The sequence below is a fragment of the Flavobacterium degerlachei genome, from assembly GCF_900106645.1.
Lineage (GTDB): Bacteria > Bacteroidota > Bacteroidia > Flavobacteriales > Flavobacteriaceae > Flavobacterium > Flavobacterium degerlachei.
In genome coordinates, this window is record NZ_FNMV01000016.1 from 68,491 (window position 1) to 88,525 (window position 20,035).

Below are 20,035 nucleotides of genomic sequence, written 5' to 3' on the forward strand. Positions count from 1 at the left end.
CCAAATAAAATGAGTAAAGGACCTATAAGTCAGTTTATAGAAAAGCATTATTTGCATTTCAATTCTGCGGCTTTAGTAGATGCAGCAAAAGGCTATGAAGAACAGCTTGCTAATGGAGCTAAAATGATGGTAACTCTTGCGGGAGCAATGAGTACTGCCGAAATTGGAAAGATTTTTGCAGAAATGATTCGTCAAGACAAAGTGCAAATTATATCTTGTACTGGTGCAAATTTAGAAGAAGATATCATGAACTTGGTAGCTCATTCACATTACGAAAGAGTACCAAACTACCGTGACTTGACTCCAGAACAAGAATGGGATTTATTGGAAAGAGGATTAAATCGAGTAACAGATACTTGTATTCCTGAGCATGAAGCATTCCGTCGTTTGCAAAAGCACATTTACAAAATTTGGAAAGATGCAGATGATAAAGGAGAACGTTTTTTACCGCATGAATTTATGTACAAAATGCTTTTATCAGGCGTTTTAGAAGAATATTACGAAATTGATTTGAAAGACAGCTGGATGTATGCTGCAGCAGAAAAAAACTTACCAATTATCTGTCCAGGATGGGAAGATAGTACTATGGGAAATATTTTTGCTTCCTATGTCATTAAAGGAGATTTAAAAGTCTCTACAATGAAATCTGGAATAGAATACATGACATTTTTAGCAGATTGGTATCCTAAAAATTCTGCTAATGGAGTTGGATTTTTCCAAATTGGTGGTGGTATCGCAGGAGATTTCCCAATTTGCGTGGTTCCAATGTTATACCAAGATATGGAAATGCCAGAAACACCTTTTTGGAGCTATTTCTGTCAAATTTCAGATTCAACTACTAGTTACGGTTCTTATTCTGGAGCAGTGCCAAATGAAAAAATTACTTGGGGTAAGTTAGATATTAAAACTCCTAAGTTTATTATTGAGTCAGATGCTACAATTGTGGCACCTCTAATTTTTGCTTATATATTAGATTTATAGAATATCCTTATGAAAAGAGTAATTGTTGATTATGCAAAACTTACCAATGAAATTTTAAACCTTTTGGTTGAAAAGTTTCCTGATGGTTATGACGATTCGAACATTGTGCGTTTTAGAAATGCAAAAAACGAATTAATTGAAGCGGTTGAAGTACGTACTGAGGACACTATTTACTTAGTAAAAGTAAGTATGAAACTAGCTGATAGAATTGAAAATTATGATGAAGACGAAGAAATTGATGACGTTATAGAGCCAATCATGCCAATGAAAGCTCTTGGTATGACTGACGACGACATGGATGACGACGATGATGATGACGATGACAATCATGACAAACCTGATGTTGATGAGGATGATGAAGATTCTGATACCTCTGATTATTCTGACGAGGGAGAAGACGATGATGAAGATTAAATTTATATGATTAAATAATAAAAAAAGGAACTCACAAACGGGTTCCTTTTTTTAATAGGGCTCTAAAATATTCAAAATAGCGTTGCCATAATGCTCCAAAAATTCCTTATGATTACATCTCAAAAATTACATGAAACGCTTAAGGAAAATTTTGGTTTTGAAAAATTCAGAATAAATCAAGAGCAGGTAATCAATGCAATTTTATCTGGTCAAGATACTTTAGCTATTATGCCTACTGGTGGAGGTAAATCAATTTGCTTTCAGCTACCAGCATTATTATTTCCAGGAATAACGATTGTTATTTCACCATTGATTGCCTTGATGAAAGATCAAGTTGACAGTTTGAAAGCAAATGGAATCCAAGCCTGTTTTATTAATAGCTCTCAAACAGATGCAGAACAGCAATCGCATATTCAGAATCTAATAGACAATAAAATTAAACTTGTTTATGTTGCTCCAGAAAGTTTATCCTATTTAGAAAATGCTTTTAGCCAAATAACCATAAGTCTTATTGCAATTGACGAAGCACATTGTATTTCTTCATGGGGGCATGATTTCCGTCCTGCTTATACTAATCTAGGTTATCTAAAAAAACGCTTCCCTTCTACTCCAATTTTAGCTTTAACTGCCACCGCTGATAAAGCTACACGTAAGGACATTAGCAAACAATTAAACTTAAAGGACCCAAGGTCATTTATCTCTTCTTTCGACAGAAAAAACTTAAGTTTAGAAGTTCGTCCAGCGCTCGATAGAGTAAAGCAAATCGTTGATTTTATTAGTGCTAAACCACGCGAATCTGGAATTGTATATTGCTTAAGTAGAAAGACTACCGAGGAGCTTGCAGAGAAACTTCAGAAAGCAGGCGTCAATGCTAAAGCGTATCATGCAGGTTTAGATAGTGCCGTGCGCTCTAAAACACAAGATGATTTCATCAATGATGATTGCCAAGTGGTTTGCGCCACTATAGCTTTTGGAATGGGGATCGATAAATCAAATGTGCGCTGGGTAATTCACTATAACTTACCAAAAAACATTGAGGGTTATTATCAAGAAATTGGACGTGCAGGCCGTGATGGATTACCATCAGAAACCATATTGTTTGAAAGTTATGGAGATGTAATCCAATTGCAAAAATTTGCTTCACAAGGTTTAAATGCCGAAGTACAGTTAGCAAAACTAGAACGAATGAAGCAATATGCTGATGCTTTGAGTTGTCGCAGGAAAATCCTACTATCTTATTTTGGAGAATTAGTTACCGAAAATTGTGGGAATTGTGACATTTGCAAAAATCCACCAGCATTTTTTGACGGAACTATAATTGCCCAAAAAGCATTATCGGCTATTATGCGTTTGAAGGAATTAGAACCATTACCCGTAATCGTTGATTTCTTAAGAGGATCCAAGAACGCTTATATTTTCGAAAAAGAATATCAAAATCTAAAAACATATGCCGTTGGTGCTGATATATCTTGGTACGACTGGAATCAATACATTATCCAGCTGATAAATCAAGGGTATTGCGAAATTGCATTCCATCAGCAAAACAAAATAAGACTCACCACACTTGCGCGTGAAGTATTATTTGAAGGAGATAAAGTCCAACTTACAACAGTTCAAAAAAATATCGTTGAAAAAACAGATGTAAAAGAGGCTAAAAGCAAATCTACAGCCAACTCACTTTTCGAAAAATTAAGAAAACTACGATACGAAATTTCCAAAGAGGAAAGTGTTCCAGCCTATGTGATTTTTAGTGATGCGGCTTTGCGCCAAATGGAAACTAAAAGACCAATGAGCGATTCCGAATTGATTGCCATTGATGGTGTTGGGAAGGCAAAACTGGAAAAGTATGGAGATGCTTTTATAAATGCCATTATCGAATTTCACAAGAATAAAACAGTAAAACCTAAAAAAGAAGCAGGCACCTACAAGGAAACACTACTTCTATTCCAAAGCGGAATATCCGTGAATGAAATAGCATTAAAAAGAAAATTAGGCCTAGGAACAATAATGTCTCATTTAGCCAAATTATATTCTGATGGTGAAAGAATCGATTTGCATCAATTTGTTTCCAAGCATGAAGTAGAACTCATACATAAAGCCCATATAAAACTAAAAAAGCCAACCACCCTAAAGCCGTATTTTGACTTTCTTGAAGAAAATATAGGGTATGACAAAATAAGATTAGGTTTAGCAATTATAGAAAAAGAAAATAGACCAACTTAAACAAGTACTATGATAAGCTCCTTTACTCCTTTTGTAAGTTCAAATACTGAAACACTAATTCTAGGAACCATGCCAGGTATTGCTTCTCTTGAGAAACAAGAATACTATGCACATCCGAGAAATCACTTTTGGAAAATTATCTATACGTTGTTTAACAACATGCCTATTTCAGAGGATTTTAATGAAAAAATAAAATTTTTAGAACTTAACCGAATTGGACTTTGGGACGTTTTACAAAACTGTGAAAGAAAAGGAAGTTTAGATATTCACATAAAAAAACAAACTGAAAATGATTTTGATACCTTATTTCAAAAATATCCTTCAATTAACAAAATAATCTTTAATGGAAAAGAAAGTCACAAGTACTTTTTAAAAAAATTTGGACAAAAAGAAGGCATCACTTATTACGTGATGCCTTCTACAAGTCCTGCAAATACAATGTCTTTTGAAAATAAGCTTAAAATCTGGTCAAGCTGCTTTCTATAATTTACAAATATCTTTCCTGATAAATCCTCTGGTGATGCTTTTGGTGTCCAATAAGGATAAAGCCAATTGCACGTACAGAAACTGGGCTATCAGAAGCTGTTCCTATAATATTTAGTTGTTCAGCTGAAAAACTTTTAAACAAGGACAAAGTAGATTGTCTTACAACTGCCATTTCTGTCAATAATTCCTGAAGACTTCGCGCATTGGCATTTGTATTGTCAACATAATGGTTTTCTTCAAAACCAGCTAATGGCGTCATATCATTTCTAGAAATACGCATTGCACGATAACTAAAAACGCGTTCCGCATCAATAAGGTGTTGAATAATTTCCTTTATAGTCCATTTGCCTTCCGCATAACGGTAATCAAATTTATCCATGGGAATGTTCTGTACGAATTTGATGAATTCGTGTACACAAATCTCTAACTCCTCTATCAATTCTACATCCTCTAAAGCTTGAATATAAGCCTTATAAAATGGAGCATATTCAGTAACAGGCAATTGGTTTGATTTCATCTTTATGTTGTTTATGCTGAATTTCTACTTGCGTTTGTATTTCCAAAAAGAGAACGCATTACTATTTTTTCGTATACTTTAATTAACTCTTCGTTAGGAACGTTTTCTTTATTTAATTCATTTATTCTTAATAAAGCATATTGTTGTATTGTTAACAATGGCAATACAATACGCTCTCTTATTTGAATAGATGCTTTACCATCAGGATAATTTTCCATCAGTTCTGTATGACCTGCTATTTTCAACAACAATCTCTTAGATTCTAAGAATTCATCATAAATTATTTGCCAAAAAGCACCAAACTCGGGATCCTTTTTCATGTATGCAGTTAGAGGAAAGAAAGATTTCGCTAAAGACATCATACTATTTTCCAACAGTGTTTTAAAGAATAAAGAATTGTCATATAAATCCTGAACTCTATCCCACTGACCCATATCTTCAAAATGTTTCAGTGCGGTACCTACTCCAAAAAATCCGGGAACATTTTGCTTTAATTGACTCCAAGAACCCACAAAAGGAATTGCTCTTAAGTCCTTAAAGTCTAATTCTGCCGACTTACTTCTTTTAGAAGGTCGGCTTCCTATGTTGGTTTTAGCATAATATTTTAAAGTACTCATTTGTTCCAAATATGGAATGAATTTGGGGTGGTTCTTAAAGCTTAAATACTTTTCGTATCCAAAATCAGCTAATTGCCCCATTACCGCTTTCTCTTCGGCAGATAATTCGTTTTTATTTTTACTAAACACCTGGTTTGTGACCCCTGCACTTAATAAATTCTCTAAATTATAACGACAGGAATCCAAAGTTCCAAAATTAGAACTGATAGTTTGTCCCTGAACAGTAATCTGAATCTCTTTATTCTCAATAGTTGGTCCTAATGAAGCATAAAACTTATGTGTTTTTCCTCCTCCACGTGCCGGTGGCCCACCACGACCATCAAAAAAGATCACTTTAACCCCGTATTTCCTAGAAATTGCAGTAAGCTCCTCTTTGGCTTTGTAAATACTCCAGTTAGCCATTAAATAACCTCCGTCTTTTGTACCATCAGAAAAACCTAGCATTATAGTCTGCTTCATTTCTCTATTAACCAAATGATCAGCATACATTGGATTCGTATACAACTGTTCCATGATATTGTGCGCATTCATCAAATCATCAACTGATTCGAATAAAGGAACTACATCAACTGTAGGAGTTTCCCAATCACTTAAGCGGATCATAGCAAAAGTTTCCATTACATTAAGAGCACTTTCGTTATTGCTTATGATATAGCGATTAGCTCCAAGTTCTCCGTTATTTTCTTGAATAACTTTGATAGCCTGAATAGATTCAATAGTTGATTTTGTTATTTCATTTTCAAAATCAGCTGAATCAAGATTTCCTTTTACATTAGACAAGACTTCAAATTTCTCGTCTTCCGTTAATTCATAATAATTTTTAGGAAAAACGGCTGTATCTGAATTTACATAATACTCATATACATCTTTAAAAACAGCATCGTGTATTCTACTATTCTGACGTATATCTAAGGTAGCAAAATGAAAGCCGAACAAATTGACTTTAATAAGAAGCGCTTCTAATTCGTCTAAATAAAGCGATTGATGCTGGTCAATTATTATAGTTTTAATCTTATTTAATTGCGCTTTCAGCTCATCTAAAGTGATGTATATTTCACCTTTCGAATAAAAAACAGAACGATAAAGCTTATATTCAAGTTCAGACACTAAAACATCAACTCCTGAGAACGTTAGCTTTCTTTTCAAACCTCTTACTTCTATATAATAACACTTTAAAATAGACGTTCTTAAACGTTCCGCCACATTCAAAGTTATTTCTGTTGTTACAAATGGATTTCCATCGCGGTCTCCTCCTGGCCAAAAACCAAGTTTAATCAATGAATTTTGAATTGAATTGCCATGAAAAACATTTTTCTGAAGATAATGCACCATATCTCCCGAAGTACTATAAAATACATTTTCGAGATACCAAATCAAACTAACCGCTTCATCAAATGGATTAGGCTTTTCTTGTTTTATAAAAGGAGTTTTTCCTAATTGCGCTAAAAGTTCCTTAATATCAAGTAAGTTATTATCTCTGATCGCATCAGTCAAATCATTGATAATACCTAATACAGAACCGGGGTAAAATTGCGTAGGATGAGCTGTTAGTACAGTTCTAATGTTAAAATCTTCAAGAAATCCAATAAGCTCTTCTCTCTTCCCTTTTGCATCTGCTTTTTCCTTAATATCCCTTAAAGACCCTCTACCCTCCATATTATTTACAATAGGAAAAGCAGCATCTTCAACTGCGTCAAACAAAACAATCTGACGCTCAATATATTGTATAAAACGAAACATTAAATCAATTTTATCAGCTTCAACATCGCTGTGCAAGTACTTTTTAGAGAAGGACTCTATGATTTCTTTTGGTGTTTCTTGTTTTTTGAAGCCAATTTCACAAACATCTGTAAATAAAGGGAGTAAAGCTCCTGTATTATCTATGGACTGAAAGGGCAAAGTGATAAAAACACTATTGTATATATTATATTTAGAGAGCACGTTTTCGTTAAAACGTTCTATTTTGGGTAGTGTATACATAATTTTGTTATAGTTGGTTTGGTTTAGCGGAAAATAGTTATAAAAAAATAACCCCAAGAACTAACTTGAGGTTATATTAAAATATAGCGTTCAAGTTTATTACATGTTTTTAAAGATCGTGTGCATTAAACGCTTTTTATCGTTAATGCTTTCTTCAAGAGAAATCATAGTTTCAGTTCTATATACACCATCAATATCATCAATCATAAAAATTACATCCTTAGCATGCTTAGTATCCTTCGCTCTAATTTTGCAAAAGATATTAAACTTACCTGTTGTCACAGAAGCCACTGTTACAAACGGAATCTCATTGATACGTTGTAAAACAAACTTGGTTTGAGAAGTGTTATTAAGAAAAACCCCTACGTAAGCAATAAAAGAATAACCTAATTTATCATAATCAAGTACTAAAGAAGAACCCATTATAATACCGGCATCTTCCATTTTTTTAACTCTAACATGAACAGTTCCTGCAGAAATTAATAATTTTTTTGCAATATCCGTAAACGGAACTCTTGTATTGTCTATCAACATATCTAAAATCTGGTGATCTACTTCATCTAAACGGAACTTACTCATATTTCTTTAATTAACATTATTAATGGCTATAACAAAGTATAAAAATATACATAAAAACGACAAAATGACATAAAAATTTAATTTTTTATCAATCCGTTAACAATTTTAATACTATTTTCTAAATAAAAATCGGCTTTTTGATTTAATTTCGGAAAGCTGCCAAACTCATCTTTATACACTGCTTCTTTTGCATCATACTCAAAATGACCGTAATAGCCTTCCAATTCTCCAATTTCTACAATATAAGCATTAAAAAATATTTCATTTTCAATTAATTCTTCTTTGTATTGTGCAGCAAAATTCGTGATTTTTTCAACACCATCATAATTTAATCTGACATTTTTGTATATAAAATCATAAAAAGCGACTTTATTTTGAGGAATACTCAAGTAATTGTCAATTCTATTGTCAACTATATCGTTTTCGCTAAGTATCGCAAAACTAGAAACTAAGGCCATAAATACATATTTTCTTGTTTCTTCTCTTTCATAATCATTTGGAAAATGTCCCGCTTCAAATAATAAAGTTGTAGCGCCAAGTGATTGAAATGTATCACCAATACAATTTATATTAAAAGAATCATCAAAACGCCCAATTTGATTAGGGATATACTGCTGCAAAACAGTATTAATACCAGCAATAAGATTTATAGCTTTCAATCGACACTCATTAACCTCTCTTTCTTCATTATAAGAAGGAGCGAGAAAAGACATTGTAGCAGGTTTCCCTGTGCTTGCGACACCAAAAATAGTACGCTGGTCATGTAGATTGTAGCAGTAATCCGGTTTAAAAGACTCGAAAGAACCTCTCAGTACCTTACTTTCCGGCTGTGTAAGATCTTGAGAGTCTCTGTTTAAATCGACTTCATTAGCATTAATACGTGTGTAGCGTTTTGCTCCGTCAGGATTTAACATTGGAATACAGTAAAAAGTAAAATTAGCAAGCAACTCCTTTGCAAATTCCGTATTCCCATTTAATAGGTTTAAGAAATCAAACAAGCCTTTTGTAGTTGTACTTTCATTTCCATGCATCTGAGACCAAAGCAATATTTTAGTCTTCCCATTTCCAATTTGATATTTATAAATCGGTTTTCCAAGCACCGATTTGCCAATTACCGCAAGCTGATTATTGGTATTCATTTTCTCTAATAAAGGCTCAATCGATTCTAAAGTTAGATACCTACCTGAGATAGATTTCTCTTTATTATAGATGAATAATTGTTCTAAATCCATGTTGTATTATTTGATTTACAAAAGTAAACAACTTTATTTTTACAATTGTAAACAAGTGTAATTAAGCATTAATTAGAAATGTAACCAACATCACCCTGATTATAAGCATCTATTCCACTGGCTTATTTGACAATTGTTATCTGTTTTTAATTATCTATTTTAATGGCTGTTTACCAGTCATTTACAACCGAATAACTAATCTTTTACTTTACTTAATTTTGTATATAAATCACTATTTACAGTTGTAATTTTGGTGTTAATGACTATTTTAGTTACATTTGTAAATAGCTTGTCTCTAATTACAATTTACAATGGTAAACACAGAAGAATTCATTAAACGTCTCGAAGTAATACTAGATTATTACAGTCTCAACGCTTCTGCATTTGCCGATAAAATTGGGGTACAGCGATCCAGTTTGTCCCATCTCCTTTCTGGGAGAAACAAACCAAGCTTAGATTTTATTCTTAAAATTTTAGATGTATTTCCAGATGTAGATTTGTATTGGATTCTGAATGGTAAGGGTAGTTTTCCTAAAAATAATGAGACCATTCAGATGCAGGAAGAAAAACAGCACAAAGAAATCACACCCTCTACTTCTGATGCTATCAGCGAACCTTTACCTACTCAAAATTTATTTTCAAAAGAAAATGATACTAATCAGCAAAACAAAGTAAGTCCTAAAAAAGAGGAAATTCAAAATGTTGCAGGCAGAGCTGTTTCCGAGGAAGTGGAAAAAATTGTGTTTTTTTATAAAGATGGAACCTTTAAAGAATTTAAACCGAACTAGTCTCTTGGGTAATTTTAGAACTTTTTACAATAAAAATTAAAATTGAAATCCTTTTTCAGGAACCTTACCTTTTACTCCTGTAAAATGTTCCATTAAAATAGGCATTTCTTTTTCTATATCTCCAGAGGGCATTAAGGGCCTTCCTAAATTAACTTCTTTTTTACCAAAATCAAATGCAACAGGAATTATAGGAACATTTGCTTTTAAGGCGATATAATAGAATCCCGTTTTTATTTCTCCCACTTTTTTTCGGGTACCTTCCGGAAGAACTGCCAAACGAAAAATTTCTCTTCTATTAAATATTTCTGCAATCACGTCTACTTTGTTCATTCCACCAGATCGGTCTAATGGTTCACCCCCCATGTATTTAAAATAATAACCAATTGGAAAAACAAACAATTCCTTTTTAGCGACAAAATTCATTTCTAAACCTGTGATGCCTCTTGTGAATATTCCTAGATAAAAATCATGCGCACTTGTGTGAGGCATAACCATCATGACGCATTTCTTAATGTCCGCATCGATAGTCCCAACAATCTTCCAACCCATGAGGTTAAAAAATATCCATTTGTAAATTTGTTTCTTCATTGTTTGGCAATTTAAGGCCAAATATATAATTTAAAACTTATTTTTGATAAAAACTGCTATTGATGATAGAAAAAATATTGAGTTATTTTATTCCCATTAAAATTCACACTGTTAAATCAGAAGTAAGTAAAGCGATTGAAGTGACTTGGACAAATGGAGAATTAGTTATGGATTCTGAAAACACAAACTATTCTTATGGTAGTTTGCAACGAATTCTGCGACTAGGTTTAAAAACTATTGGCTTTAAAAAAATAGTAGCTATGAATCATATTTTGGTTTTGGGAGTAGCTGGTGGAAGCGTTATAAAAACATTAGTTGACGAAATTAAATTTGAAGGAAAAATAACTGGAGTGGAAATCGATCCAAATATTATAAAAATTGCAAATCAATATTTTAATTTGGATGAAATAAAACAACTTGACATCATAATTGATGATGCCTTTGAATTTGTTTTAAAAACCAAGGAAAAATATGATTTAATCATTATTGATGTTTTTCAGGACACAACGATGCCTAATTTTTTATACGAAACTTTTTTTACTGATCAGGTTTGTTTTCTATTGCGAAGCAAAGGGGTTGTCCTCTTTAATACCATGCTTTTAAATGAAAAGCAAAATGCCAGAAATTTAAAATACATTACTGAATTCAACAATGTGGATTACAATGTCAAGTCCATTCCACGGGTAGAAAGACATAATGAATTGATAGTGATTGAAAAAATCCATTAAATGGATCTACCTTTTAGATAACCGATAAATAGTTTTAAAATTATATTGAACAGATGAAAAAAATTATAAGTAAGCTTCTGCTAGGAAATATCACAAAGGTAGATTCCCCCAAATTCAATCCTATTCAAAAGCGGATTCAAAACATAAAATCAATATGGAATAATGACCATCAGGATGATAATGGAATTGAAAAGATTGTTCGTTTATTTCTATCTTCTTCACTATTATTTTTTCCTGGAATTTATATTAAATACTTCTCTGCAAAAAAAGGACCTGAATATGAAGATTTAGCTTTAGATATATATGTCCTGCTAAAAGTGGCGCTGCCTTTACTAATTCTGATTAACCAGTGGCAAAACAACCATTTTATTCTTGTAATAATGGTTTATGTGATGTTAGAAACTGTTTTATACATTCCCACCTTAATTTTTGCATCCGATTTATTTTCAAAACCACGCTCTTATAAAAGATCGATGCTTTTATTATTCTTTAATTATATCGAAATGGTATTTGCTTTTGCTGTACTGTACAGTTGTGATAATTATTTAAACAAACCTTTTACACATTGGTTTGATGCCATTTATTTTAGTACAACTACTTCATCAACAATTGGATTTGGTGATTTCTATCCCGTAAAAACTTTTGGAAGATTTTTAGTAAGCATGCAAGCTTTATTTGTTTTGCTTTACGTGGTATTATTTTTGAATTTTTTCTCTACCAAAATAAAATCCAAAGGCTATTTTGACCAGGACAATAAGGAATAAACCCTATTATTTATTCCATCTATAAATACCTATGGAAAAATATAAACAAAAAAAAGAGAGGATCACTCCTCTCTTTTTTTGCTATTAACTTTTAGTAATTAGTTTCTTTTTTTAATATCATCGTCTATTTGGACTTCTGATACTTTACCATATTTTTCAGCTATTTTCTTTATGTCTTCTGACTTACCTACTAATACAAATTGCAGCTTATCCTTAGGGAAATATTTAGCTATTATTTGATTGGCTTTCGCCAAGTCAAGGCCATCAACATTTTTCTCGAAATTATCGATAAATGATTTGTCAAAATTATACCAAAACATTTGTGACAACAAATTGGATAATTGTCCTGTGGTTTCATAACGAGGAGGAAATTGTCCTTTTACATAATTCTTTGCTGAACTCAACGACTTTTCGTCAAGGCCATTAGTGTGCAATTTATTAAGAACTTCTAATGCCTTATCAATAGCGGCTTCAGTGGTTTTAACTGCGGTAAAAGTGCTGATTACAAATGAACCTCCATTTTTTAAAGAATTAAACCTACTGTTAGCACCATACGTTAAACCTGAATTTACTCTAAGCTCATCATTTAACATTGAAGTAAAGCGTCCTCCAAAAAGTGTATTGACAACTTCAATCGCTACATAATCAGGATTATTTCTACTTATTCCAGCTGATCCAATATAAAATGTAGTCTCTTTTGCATCTCCTTTATTTACTAAAAGTACTTTGTTTTCTGTAGGCACATTAATTGAATTCGATGCAGGGTTTTCTTTTTCAGCAACTGATTTTTCCCAACCAGAGAATAATTTGCTTAATGCTATCTTCATATCATTGCTAACAAAATCTCCTACAACAGTGATTGCAGCACCATTAGGCTTATAGTTTGTTTTATAGAAATCCTTCAAATCATTTACAGTTAATTTTCCAACGGTAGCTTTGTTACCATTAATTACATTTCCATAGGCATGATTCCCGTATAAAAGGGTATCAAAATAGGGCCCTATAACTGATCTTGGACTTTCTTTTTGCTGCTCTAATTGAACCAAAAGTCGGCTCTTTTCTTTCTCGAACTCTGCTGCATCAAAAGCTGGATTAAGTAGCAACTCTTTGATAATTGCCAATACTTTATCTCTATCTTTAGCGGCAAATTTAGACGAAAGACCTGAAAATTCCTTAGATGCATAAGTATCCACATTGGCACCAATGAAATCTAATTCTTCGTCAATTTTTTCCTTAGTGAAACTTTTAGTACCATGTTTAAGTGCGGTAGCCGTAAGTGATGCTACTCCTGCCCTATCATAATCATAAATTGCTCCGGCAGGCAATATAGCCGAAACACTAATGACAGGCACGTCATGTTGTTCCATTAAATAGATGGTCAGACCATTGGCTAATTTAAAGCTAGTGTAATCAGGTAATTTAAAGCTTTGGGCCGAAACGGTAATACCACTAATCAGCAGTAGGCTGAATATCATTAGTTTGTGCTTGATTCCTTCCATAATTTTATTCGTCTACATTTGTTTTTAAAATACCTACAGTTCTATTACTTTTCGTAAAATACTTATTGGCCACTTTCTGCACTTCCGCAGTTGTAATTTTGTTGTAATTAGCCGGAGCATTGAACATTTTTCGGTAGTCGCCAAAAAACACTTCGTAAGTACCTATATTATTTGATTTTCCGTTAATAGTTTCTACTTGCTCGTAGAATTCCATTAATTTCTGATTTTTTATTTTCTGAAGTTCCTGATCACTAATTCCTTCTTTTTTGATTCTTTCAATCTCCGCATAAATAGCCTCCTCTAAATCAGATTCTTTTATATCTTTATTAGCAACAGCGTATACATTAAAAAGACTAGGGTCAAAACTATCTCCAAAATCAGTAAATACCTGTGTAGCTAATTGCTTTTGGTCCACTAATGAAGCATACAAACGTGATGAATTACCACTTGATAATACTGAACTAAGAATATTCAAAGCATAATAATCCTCGCTTTTAGACTCAGGTGTGTGGTAGCCTATCATAAGATAAGGAGTTGCCACTTCTTTTTTTACTGTAATTCTACGTTCGCCAGTTTGAGCTGGTTCAACAATATGAACTTTAGGTGGAGCTACTTGAGCAGGAATTGGTTCAAGATACTTCTTCGCAAACTCTTTGACTTTTTCCATTTTTATTGCGCCAGAAACTACAACTACACAGTTGTTAGGTGCATAATATGTTTTAAAATAGCGTTCTAGGTCTTGCTGTGTCCAGTTTTTCATGTCATCTTCATAACCGATAACGGGCCAATGATAAGGATGTTCTTGAAAAGCGGTTGCTTGTACAGACTGCGATAAAAGTCGCCAAGGGGAGTTTTCAAGACCTGTACGACGCTCGCTTAACACAACGCCTCTTTCACTTTCTACCATGGTAGAGTCTATACTCAAACTAGAAATCCTATCGCCTTCAAGATCAAATATAACTTCTGTGGCTGAGGCTGGAAACCAGTTAGTGTAAACTGTTCCATTTTCAGTCGTATAGGCATTATTTGCCCCTCCATTAAACTCCATTGTGCGATCAAAAAGTTTTGGCCCGTACTTTTTTGCACCATTAAACATCATGTGTTCAAAAAAATGGGAAAGACCTGTGATCCCTTGATACTCGTTTCGGCTTCCTACCTTGTAGAACAAATACATATTCGCATTTGGGATAGAAAAGTCTTCCACTACCAGAAACTTCATTCCGTTTGTTAAAGTAAACGTTTTTACATCATCCGCTTTCATTTGTGCTTGTCCCATTAAGGGTAGCAAAAGAAAAAGATGGAACATTATTTTTTTCATCGATAAATAAATTAGTTACCGATAAAACTAATAAATATAATTGACTATTTTAAATATTATAACAATAAGCTTCCGTTAAAAGTATATTTCTAACATTTTAGTCTCTCAAAAAAAACAACCTAAAAACAGTAAAGAATAAGCAGTATTAAATCATAGCCCTCGCCTTTTCTAGATCCTCTGGAGTATCTATTCCAATTCCGACATGAGTCGTTTCAATCATTTTAATTCGTCTTCCAAATTCCAAATAGCGTAATTGCTCTAATTTTTCGGATGCTTCCAATGATTTCATTGGCAAACTGTAAAAATCAGACAAAGCTTGTTTGCGAAAAGCATAAATCCCAATGTGCTGCATATAGCGCACTCCCACGTTTTTCTCTCTTGCATACGGAATCACCGAACGAGAGAAATACAATGCAAATCCGTTTTGATCCGTTACAACTTTTACATTATTAGGATTGTTGATTTCGTCTTCGTCTTTTATTTCTCTCATTAACGAAGCTAAATCTACTTGTTTGGCCGAATCTTTTCTAAATGTCTCGATTAATTTTGCCAAAGGTTCCTCATTGATAAAAGGTTCGTCTCCTTGCACATTCACTACAATATCCACATCCAGATTTTCAATTGCTTCTGCAATTCGGTCACTGCCCGATTCATGTTCCTTAATACTACGAATAGCCTTTCCTCCATTCGAAACAATCTCATCATATATTAGATCAGAATCCGTAACCACAAAAACATCGTCAAACAACTTCGTGCTCATGGCGGCTTCATAAGTTCTTAAAATCACTGTTTTACCTCCCAAATCCTGCATTAGTTTTGCTGGAAATCGTGTGGAAGCGTAACGGGCGGGAATGACGGCTATTATTTTCATTATTGTATTTTAGAGTGCTGAATTATTCCTTTATTATAAAGATATAAGATAGCTATTAATTTTTTATGTACTATCTTTTTTATTTATGCTGACTTCTGACCGCCAATTTTTTGTTTTAAAATCGTTTTGAAATATTTGTTTAATGGTTTTTCAAACCAAATAAAACTAATATAACTAACAATCAAGGCAACTGCTAAAATGATAGCTATAATATAGTATTCATTTCTAATATGTAAATAAAGTTCATTAAGAATTAAAAAATACTTTAGTACAAGCTGATGAAACATATAAAAACCGAAACTTATTTCTCCAAGGAGTAGCAATGTCTTATTTGATAAAAAATTAGATATGACTCCCTTTTGAAAAGAAAAAATCAATATTAATAAGCTCATTGGTAGCCAGTAATAAATTGAATATCTTACAACTAATGGAACATCCGTATGAAAAATAAAGAAAAGCAATAGTAATAAAATAGCCCCAACTTCGAGTAAATCATAATTGATTGTTCCTTGTTGAATTTTAATTTTTAAATAGATTTCAAATAATATAAGTCCTATGATAAAATCAAAGACTCTAAAAAAAGGATTTACGTAAAAGAGATCTTTATAATAATTTGTTGGTATGATTAGCATAAGAATAGGAATTAACAATAATGACATAGTTAATAATCCTTTTTTATACCTATTGTCTTTTACTTTTGATCCTAAAATTATTAAAAAAGGAAATAACAAATAAAAGAATAACTCATTTGAAATACTCCATGAGGGAGAATTGAATGAAAAATAGATATACTTTATTGGTATAAAACTTTGGGTTAAAGTGGCATTAAAAAATAACTGAGTCAGCCATGTTGATAAATTAAAGGAAACGTCTTTAAGTGTTATTGGAACGGCAATCAGTAAACATAACAAATGAACGGGGTAGATTCTTGCGATTCTAGCAATGTAAAAATCAGATTTTGAAATGCTTTTGTTTAAAATGGAGTCACGATAATTATAAGCTAAGATAAACCCACTTAAAATAAAAAAAAAACTCACACCAATAAACCCTTCTTTTAGGATATTTTCATGAAACCATCTCAAATAAGCTGTCTTACTTTTACCCAAGAAAGTTAAGTGATGGGTAAATATAATAAATGCAAAAAAGAATCGTAGCGAAGTAAGAGGCTTAATCATTTCTGTATAACAAAATTAGTTTCGTTTTTAACAGTCCAAATATAGGATTTATTTTATTTAATGATTCTCATAATACTTATCAATACTGTACTTTAAAAACACGTATGATAAAAAGGGAAATATTATTATAAGAGAACGATTTTTAAACGGAAGACTGATTGAAAAACACACTTATGACATAGTTTACTATTAAGTTATGACAACAATTACTCCAGAAAATTGTCATCCTTAAACCCAATCAAATATAATTTATTCTTGGCTCGGGTCATCGCGGTATACAGCCAACGGATATAATCTCTATCAATTCCATTTGGTAAATACGGTTGTTCAATAAAAACGGTGTTCCATTGTCCACCTTGCGATTTATGACAAGTGATCGCATAGGAGAATTTTACTTGCAAGCCATTAAAATATTCATTGGCTTTCACTTTCTGGAATTGCTTGTATTTGGTTTCCCCTTCATAGTCCTTCAGTACTTCCTGATACAAACGATTCGATTCTTCATAAGTTAAAGAAGGAGATTCACTTTTTATCGTATCCAATAACAAAACGGTTTCAAACGGAATCTGTTTTGGATAATCGACCATTCGTATTTTTACTTTGGCAAACTTAAAACCATACAGTTCTTTGATATTAAATATTTCAAGGATTTCGATAATATCACCATTGGCAATAAAACCAGCTTCATCCGTTTCTTTCAACCAAAAATAATTATTCTTGACTACCATCAAAAAATCACCCGTCGAGAGTTCGCTTTCCTTATCGAGGATTTTAGTTCTAATTTGTTCATTATATTGATTCGCCCTTTTATTAGAACGAACGATAAAAGCAGTGTCTTCTATACTATAATTACTGTAGGCAGAATTTATAGCATCCTGTATATCGTAACCGTCAACTAGTCGAACAATATCTTTGAATTTTTTTACATCAAATTGAAAATCGGTTATGAAAGAATCCTTCAGCAATTCCCGAAGTTCAGTTGCATTGTATAAAATCCCAGAATCTTCTTCCTGACGCATTACTTCGTCCAGTTCTATATGTTCTACTTCTTTATTGTAATTCAAACTCAAGGTTTGAATGTCTAAAGCCGGACTGATATCTAAATTAACTGGTGGAAGCTGCGCAGTATCTCCCAATAGAATCATCTTGCAATTAGTTCCTGAGTAGACATACGAAATCAAATCGTCTAGCAAAGAACTGCTTTCATAAAGTTTAGAATCTGAATTAGTATCTGATATCATCGAGGCTTCATCGACAATAAATATGGTGTTCTTATGTTTGTTTTGCTGCAAGGTAAAAGATACGCCACCACCTGAGGATTTCTTAGGGAAATAGATTTTCTTATGAATGGTAAACGCGGGTTTCTCTGAATAATTAGCAATTACTTTGGCGGCACGCCCCGTTGGCGCAAGTAAAACATATTTTTTATTGATACTTAAAAGGCTATTTACAATGGTAGAAATTACCGTTGTTTTTCCGGTTCCCGCGTATCCTTTTAGTACAAAAATGGTGTCGTTATCTGGTTCTGTCAAAAAAATAGCTATTTTCTGAAAAAAAATATCCTGATTGTATGTTGGACTAAAAGGAAAACTTTTGCGTAAAAGGCTATAAAACAAGGAGGAATTCATTGTGGAATGGTTACTGTAAAATGAACTTCAAATATAGGAATCAAAATTGAGGGAAGCACATTAAATACCATTAGAATAAAAAAAAATTGTAAGTTTGTCATCGCATTAAATCCTTTCTTGATTGTATGGAAAGAATGGATTACAAATCTGAATATGTCTACACAAAATACTAATATTACCGAAAAGAAATATAAAAAACTGTCCATTCAAGTTTCCTTGACCGGACTTTCTTTTTGTTGTTTTGACACACTTAATAATACAATCACTTCCTTTAATGAAGTGCGGTTTGACAGCTTTCATAAAGGAATAAAAATAGAAGATTTATTTTCGAATGCTTTTAGAGATTATCCAGAATTGAATGAGGACTATGATGATGTACTCGTTTTGCACAATAACAATCTATCTACATTTGTCCCTACTCCTCTTTTTGATGAGAATTTTATGGGAAGTTATTTACAATACAATACTAAGGTCTTTGAAACTGATTTTTTTGCATTCGATGAAATCAGCAATTATGAGATCAATTCAGTTTACATTCCGTATGTCAACATGAATAATTTCTTTATTGACCAATTTGGCACTTTTGATTATAAGCATGCAAACAGTGTTCTTTTGTCAACCCTTTTGGATGCTTCAAAAAACAATGATGACAAAAAGATGATTGTACATTTTAGCCAAGGCCATTTTGAAATCATAGTCATCCAAAATCAAAAATTGTTACTATTCAACTCTTTTGATTACGAGACGCCTGAAGATTTCATTTATTACGTCTTGTTTACCGCAGAACAATTAAACTTGAATCCAGAGAAATTTGCTTTGGAATTGATAGGAGATATAGATTCTGAAAATGAATTTTACAAAATAGCATACAAATACATCCGTAACGTTTCACTAATTGACGTTGAAGCCTTACGATGGAATAATTATTTTTCTGAGGCCGAAAACAGAAAACATTTTATACTTTTCAACTCATGAGAATAATTTCAGGAAAATTTAAAGGGAGACGTATCTCTCCGCCAAAAGGACTACCCGTTCGCCCTACTACCGATATGTCTAAAGAGGCATTATTTAATGTATTGAATAACCATTTTAGTTTTGAAGGACTGAAAGTTTTGGATTTATTCGCAGGAACCGGGAACATAAGTTACGAATTTGCCTCAAGAGGTAGTTCACCTATTACTTCTGTAGATGGTGATTTTGGCTGTGTGAAATTCATCAAACAAGTCGCTGCAGAATATGATTTTAATATTGCTGCTACCAAAAGTGATGTTTTCAAATTTTTAGAAAGAAACAATGCCACTTTCGATATTATTTTTGCGGATCCTCCTTATGCTTTAGACCAAGCCACATTTGAAAAAATTGTTTCAGTTGTATTTGAAAAAAACACACTTAATGAGGATGGAATGATGGTGATTGAACACTCTAAATATACCAAACTCGATCACATGATTAATTTTTCTTTCAAGAAAAGTTATGGCGGTTCTATATTTAGTTTCTTCGAGTTAGCTAAAGGTGAAGAAGAATTGGACGGTGATTTAATGGCAAGTGATAACGAAGAGGAATAACTATTCCTATTTTACTTTATATAGAAAAGCCCTTGTTATAACTAACAAGGGCTTCTTTATTTGTTTATAATCTGGAATTTGA

At 32.6% G+C, this 20,035-nt stretch carries 19 protein-coding genes; 9 read left to right on the forward strand and 10 right to left on the reverse strand.

The genetic code is table 11. The features are described from left to right. The first annotated feature begins 9 nt into the window (after nucleotides 1-9). The 4 genes from BLV91_RS14800 (at nucleotide 10) to BLV91_RS14815 (ending at nucleotide 4,104) form a co-directional block, all read left to right on the forward strand. Nucleotides 10-981 (forward strand): deoxyhypusine synthase family protein, encoded by a 972-nt coding sequence (locus BLV91_RS14800; RefSeq protein ID WP_091434660.1) that lies wholly within the window; start codon nucleotides 10-12, stop codon nucleotides 979-981. A 9-nt stretch (nucleotides 982-990) separates the two neighbouring features. Beyond that, nucleotides 991-1,395, forward strand: coding sequence for a DNA primase (locus BLV91_RS14805; protein WP_091434661.1), 405 nt, complete (start codon nucleotides 991-993; stop codon nucleotides 1,393-1,395). A 108-nt stretch (nucleotides 1,396-1,503) separates the two neighbouring features. Then, nucleotides 1,504-3,618, forward strand: coding sequence for a DNA helicase RecQ (gene recQ / locus BLV91_RS14810; protein ID WP_091434663.1), 2,115 nt, complete (start codon nucleotides 1,504-1,506; stop codon nucleotides 3,616-3,618). A gap of 9 nt (nucleotides 3,619-3,627) precedes the next feature. Next, nucleotides 3,628-4,104: a DNA-deoxyinosine glycosylase gene (locus BLV91_RS14815; protein ID WP_091434665.1), complete on the forward strand. Its 477-nt coding sequence runs from the start codon at nucleotides 3,628-3,630 to the stop codon at nucleotides 4,102-4,104. A 1-nt stretch (nucleotide 4,105) separates the two neighbouring features. On the opposite strand, the gene BLV91_RS14820 is transcribed toward BLV91_RS14815, so the two are convergent. The 4 genes from BLV91_RS14820 to BLV91_RS14835 form a co-directional block, all read right to left on the reverse strand. Continuing rightward, the gene (locus BLV91_RS14820) at nucleotides 4,106-4,621 is read right to left on the reverse strand and encodes a DinB family protein (protein WP_091434667.1); all 516 of its coding nucleotides are present in this window, start codon (nucleotides 4,619-4,621) and stop codon (nucleotides 4,106-4,108) included. A gap of 11 nt (nucleotides 4,622-4,632) precedes the next feature. Continuing rightward, a complete protein-coding gene (locus BLV91_RS14825; protein WP_091434669.1) occupies nucleotides 4,633-7,218 on the reverse strand; it encodes a phosphoenolpyruvate carboxylase in 2,586 nt (861 codons plus the stop codon). 99 nt (nucleotides 7,219-7,317) lie between these two features. Continuing rightward, nucleotides 7,318-7,797 carry an Lrp/AsnC family transcriptional regulator gene (locus BLV91_RS14830; protein ID WP_007139244.1) on the reverse strand — a complete coding sequence of 160 codons (480 nt, stop codon included), beginning with the start codon at nucleotides 7,795-7,797 and terminating at the stop codon, nucleotides 7,318-7,320. Between the two features lie 77 nt (nucleotides 7,798-7,874). Beyond that, nucleotides 7,875-9,029, reverse strand: coding sequence for a M14 family metallopeptidase (locus tag BLV91_RS14835; protein ID WP_091434671.1), 1,155 nt, complete (start codon nucleotides 9,027-9,029; stop codon nucleotides 7,875-7,877). Nucleotides 9,030-9,340: 311 nt separating this feature from the next. Here BLV91_RS14835 and BLV91_RS14840 point away from each other — a divergent pair, with 311 nt between their 5' ends. Continuing rightward, entirely contained in the window at nucleotides 9,341-9,817 is a 477-nt protein-coding gene (locus BLV91_RS14840) for a helix-turn-helix transcriptional regulator (RefSeq protein ID WP_091434673.1), read from the forward strand. Between the two features lie 36 nt (nucleotides 9,818-9,853). Here the strand turns inward: BLV91_RS14840 and BLV91_RS14845 are convergent, their stop codons facing one another. Continuing rightward, a complete protein-coding gene (locus tag BLV91_RS14845) occupies nucleotides 9,854-10,405 on the reverse strand; it encodes a 1-acyl-sn-glycerol-3-phosphate acyltransferase (RefSeq protein WP_091434675.1) in 552 nt (183 codons plus the stop codon). Nucleotides 10,406-10,467: 62 nt separating this feature from the next. Between BLV91_RS14845 and BLV91_RS14850 the strand changes: the two genes are divergently transcribed. Next, nucleotides 10,468-11,133, forward strand: coding sequence for a spermidine synthase (locus BLV91_RS14850; protein ID WP_091434677.1), 666 nt, complete (start codon nucleotides 10,468-10,470; stop codon nucleotides 11,131-11,133). A gap of 53 nt (nucleotides 11,134-11,186) precedes the next feature. Next, a complete protein-coding gene (locus tag BLV91_RS14855) occupies nucleotides 11,187-11,897 on the forward strand; it encodes a potassium channel family protein (RefSeq protein ID WP_091434679.1) in 711 nt (236 codons plus the stop codon). Nucleotides 11,898-11,995: 98 nt separating this feature from the next. Here BLV91_RS14855 and BLV91_RS14860 read toward each other — a convergent pair whose 3' ends face one another. The 5 genes from BLV91_RS14860 to BLV91_RS14880 all read right to left on the reverse strand — a co-directional run bounded on the left by BLV91_RS14860 (nucleotide 11,996) and on the right by BLV91_RS14880 (nucleotide 18,388). Further along, nucleotides 11,996-13,396 carry a M16 family metallopeptidase gene (locus tag BLV91_RS14860; protein ID WP_091434681.1) on the reverse strand — a complete coding sequence of 467 codons (1,401 nt, stop codon included), beginning with the start codon at nucleotides 13,394-13,396 and terminating at the stop codon, nucleotides 11,996-11,998. Between the two features lie 4 nt (nucleotides 13,397-13,400). Next, a complete protein-coding gene (locus tag BLV91_RS14865; RefSeq protein ID WP_091434683.1) occupies nucleotides 13,401-14,714 on the reverse strand; it encodes a M16 family metallopeptidase in 1,314 nt (437 codons plus the stop codon). Between the two features lie 145 nt (nucleotides 14,715-14,859). After that, nucleotides 14,860-15,585, reverse strand: coding sequence for a 3-deoxy-manno-octulosonate cytidylyltransferase (kdsB, locus tag BLV91_RS14870; protein WP_091434685.1), 726 nt, complete (start codon nucleotides 15,583-15,585; stop codon nucleotides 14,860-14,862). Nucleotides 15,586-15,668: 83 nt separating this feature from the next. Next, nucleotides 15,669-16,760 carry an acyltransferase family protein gene (locus tag BLV91_RS14875; protein ID WP_091434686.1) on the reverse strand — a complete coding sequence of 364 codons (1,092 nt, stop codon included), beginning with the start codon at nucleotides 16,758-16,760 and terminating at the stop codon, nucleotides 15,669-15,671. Between the two features lie 206 nt (nucleotides 16,761-16,966). Further along, the gene (locus BLV91_RS14880) at nucleotides 16,967-18,388 is read right to left on the reverse strand and encodes an ATP-dependent DNA helicase (RefSeq protein WP_091434688.1); all 1,422 of its coding nucleotides are present in this window, start codon (nucleotides 18,386-18,388) and stop codon (nucleotides 16,967-16,969) included. Nucleotides 18,389-18,541: 153 nt separating this feature from the next. On the opposite strand from BLV91_RS14880, the gene BLV91_RS14885 reads away from it, so the two are divergent. Together BLV91_RS14885 and BLV91_RS14890 are read left to right on the forward strand one after the other, a co-directional pair. Beyond that, nucleotides 18,542-19,363, forward strand: coding sequence for a DUF3822 family protein (locus tag BLV91_RS14885; protein WP_091434711.1), 822 nt, complete (start codon nucleotides 18,542-18,544; stop codon nucleotides 19,361-19,363). Next, entirely contained in the window at nucleotides 19,360-19,953 is a 594-nt protein-coding gene (locus BLV91_RS14890; RefSeq protein WP_091434690.1) for an RsmD family RNA methyltransferase, read from the forward strand. Before BLV91_RS14885 ends, BLV91_RS14890 begins: the two co-directional genes overlap by 4 nt. Nucleotides 19,954-20,035: the final 82 nt, after the last annotated feature.

What these genes read in the sequence shown, in the direction of transcription:
- BLV91_RS14800 (WP_091434660.1), top strand. Translation starts at nt 10, where the DNA reads ATGAGTAAAGGACCTATAAGTCAGTTTATAGAAAAGCATTATTTGCAT.
- BLV91_RS14805 (WP_091434661.1), top strand. Translation starts at nt 991, where the DNA reads ATGAAAAGAGTAATTGTTGATTATGCAAAACTTACCAATGAAATTTTA.
- recQ (WP_091434663.1), top strand. Translation starts at nt 1,504, where the DNA reads ATGATTACATCTCAAAAATTACATGAAACGCTTAAGGAAAATTTTGGT.
- BLV91_RS14815 (WP_091434665.1), top strand. Translation starts at nt 3,628, where the DNA reads ATGATAAGCTCCTTTACTCCTTTTGTAAGTTCAAATACTGAAACACTA.
- BLV91_RS14820 (WP_091434667.1), bottom strand. Translation starts at nt 4,621, where the DNA reads ATGAAATCAAACCAATTGCCTGTTACTGAATATGCTCCATTTTATAAG.
- BLV91_RS14825 (WP_091434669.1), bottom strand. Translation starts at nt 7,218, where the DNA reads ATGTATACACTACCCAAAATAGAACGTTTTAACGAAAACGTGCTCTCT.
- BLV91_RS14830 (WP_007139244.1), bottom strand. Translation starts at nt 7,797, where the DNA reads ATGAGTAAGTTCCGTTTAGATGAAGTAGATCACCAGATTTTAGATATG.
- BLV91_RS14835 (WP_091434671.1), bottom strand. Translation starts at nt 9,029, where the DNA reads ATGGATTTAGAACAATTATTCATCTATAATAAAGAGAAATCTATCTCA.
- BLV91_RS14840 (WP_091434673.1), top strand. Translation starts at nt 9,341, where the DNA reads ATGGTAAACACAGAAGAATTCATTAAACGTCTCGAAGTAATACTAGAT.
- BLV91_RS14845 (WP_091434675.1), bottom strand. Translation starts at nt 10,405, where the DNA reads ATGAAGAAACAAATTTACAAATGGATATTTTTTAACCTCATGGGTTGG.
- BLV91_RS14850 (WP_091434677.1), top strand. Translation starts at nt 10,468, where the DNA reads ATGATAGAAAAAATATTGAGTTATTTTATTCCCATTAAAATTCACACT.
- BLV91_RS14855 (WP_091434679.1), top strand. Translation starts at nt 11,187, where the DNA reads ATGAAAAAAATTATAAGTAAGCTTCTGCTAGGAAATATCACAAAGGTA.
- BLV91_RS14860 (WP_091434681.1), bottom strand. Translation starts at nt 13,396, where the DNA reads ATGGAAGGAATCAAGCACAAACTAATGATATTCAGCCTACTGCTGATT.
- BLV91_RS14865 (WP_091434683.1), bottom strand. Translation starts at nt 14,714, where the DNA reads ATGAAAAAAATAATGTTCCATCTTTTTCTTTTGCTACCCTTAATGGGA.
- kdsB (WP_091434685.1), bottom strand. Translation starts at nt 15,585, where the DNA reads ATGAAAATAATAGCCGTCATTCCCGCCCGTTACGCTTCCACACGATTT.
- BLV91_RS14875 (WP_091434686.1), bottom strand. Translation starts at nt 16,760, where the DNA reads ATGATTAAGCCTCTTACTTCGCTACGATTCTTTTTTGCATTTATTATA.
- BLV91_RS14880 (WP_091434688.1), bottom strand. Translation starts at nt 18,388, where the DNA reads ATGAATTCCTCCTTGTTTTATAGCCTTTTACGCAAAAGTTTTCCTTTT.
- BLV91_RS14885 (WP_091434711.1), top strand. Translation starts at nt 18,542, where the DNA reads ATGTCTACACAAAATACTAATATTACCGAAAAGAAATATAAAAAACTG.
- BLV91_RS14890 (WP_091434690.1), top strand. Translation starts at nt 19,360, where the DNA reads ATGAGAATAATTTCAGGAAAATTTAAAGGGAGACGTATCTCTCCGCCA.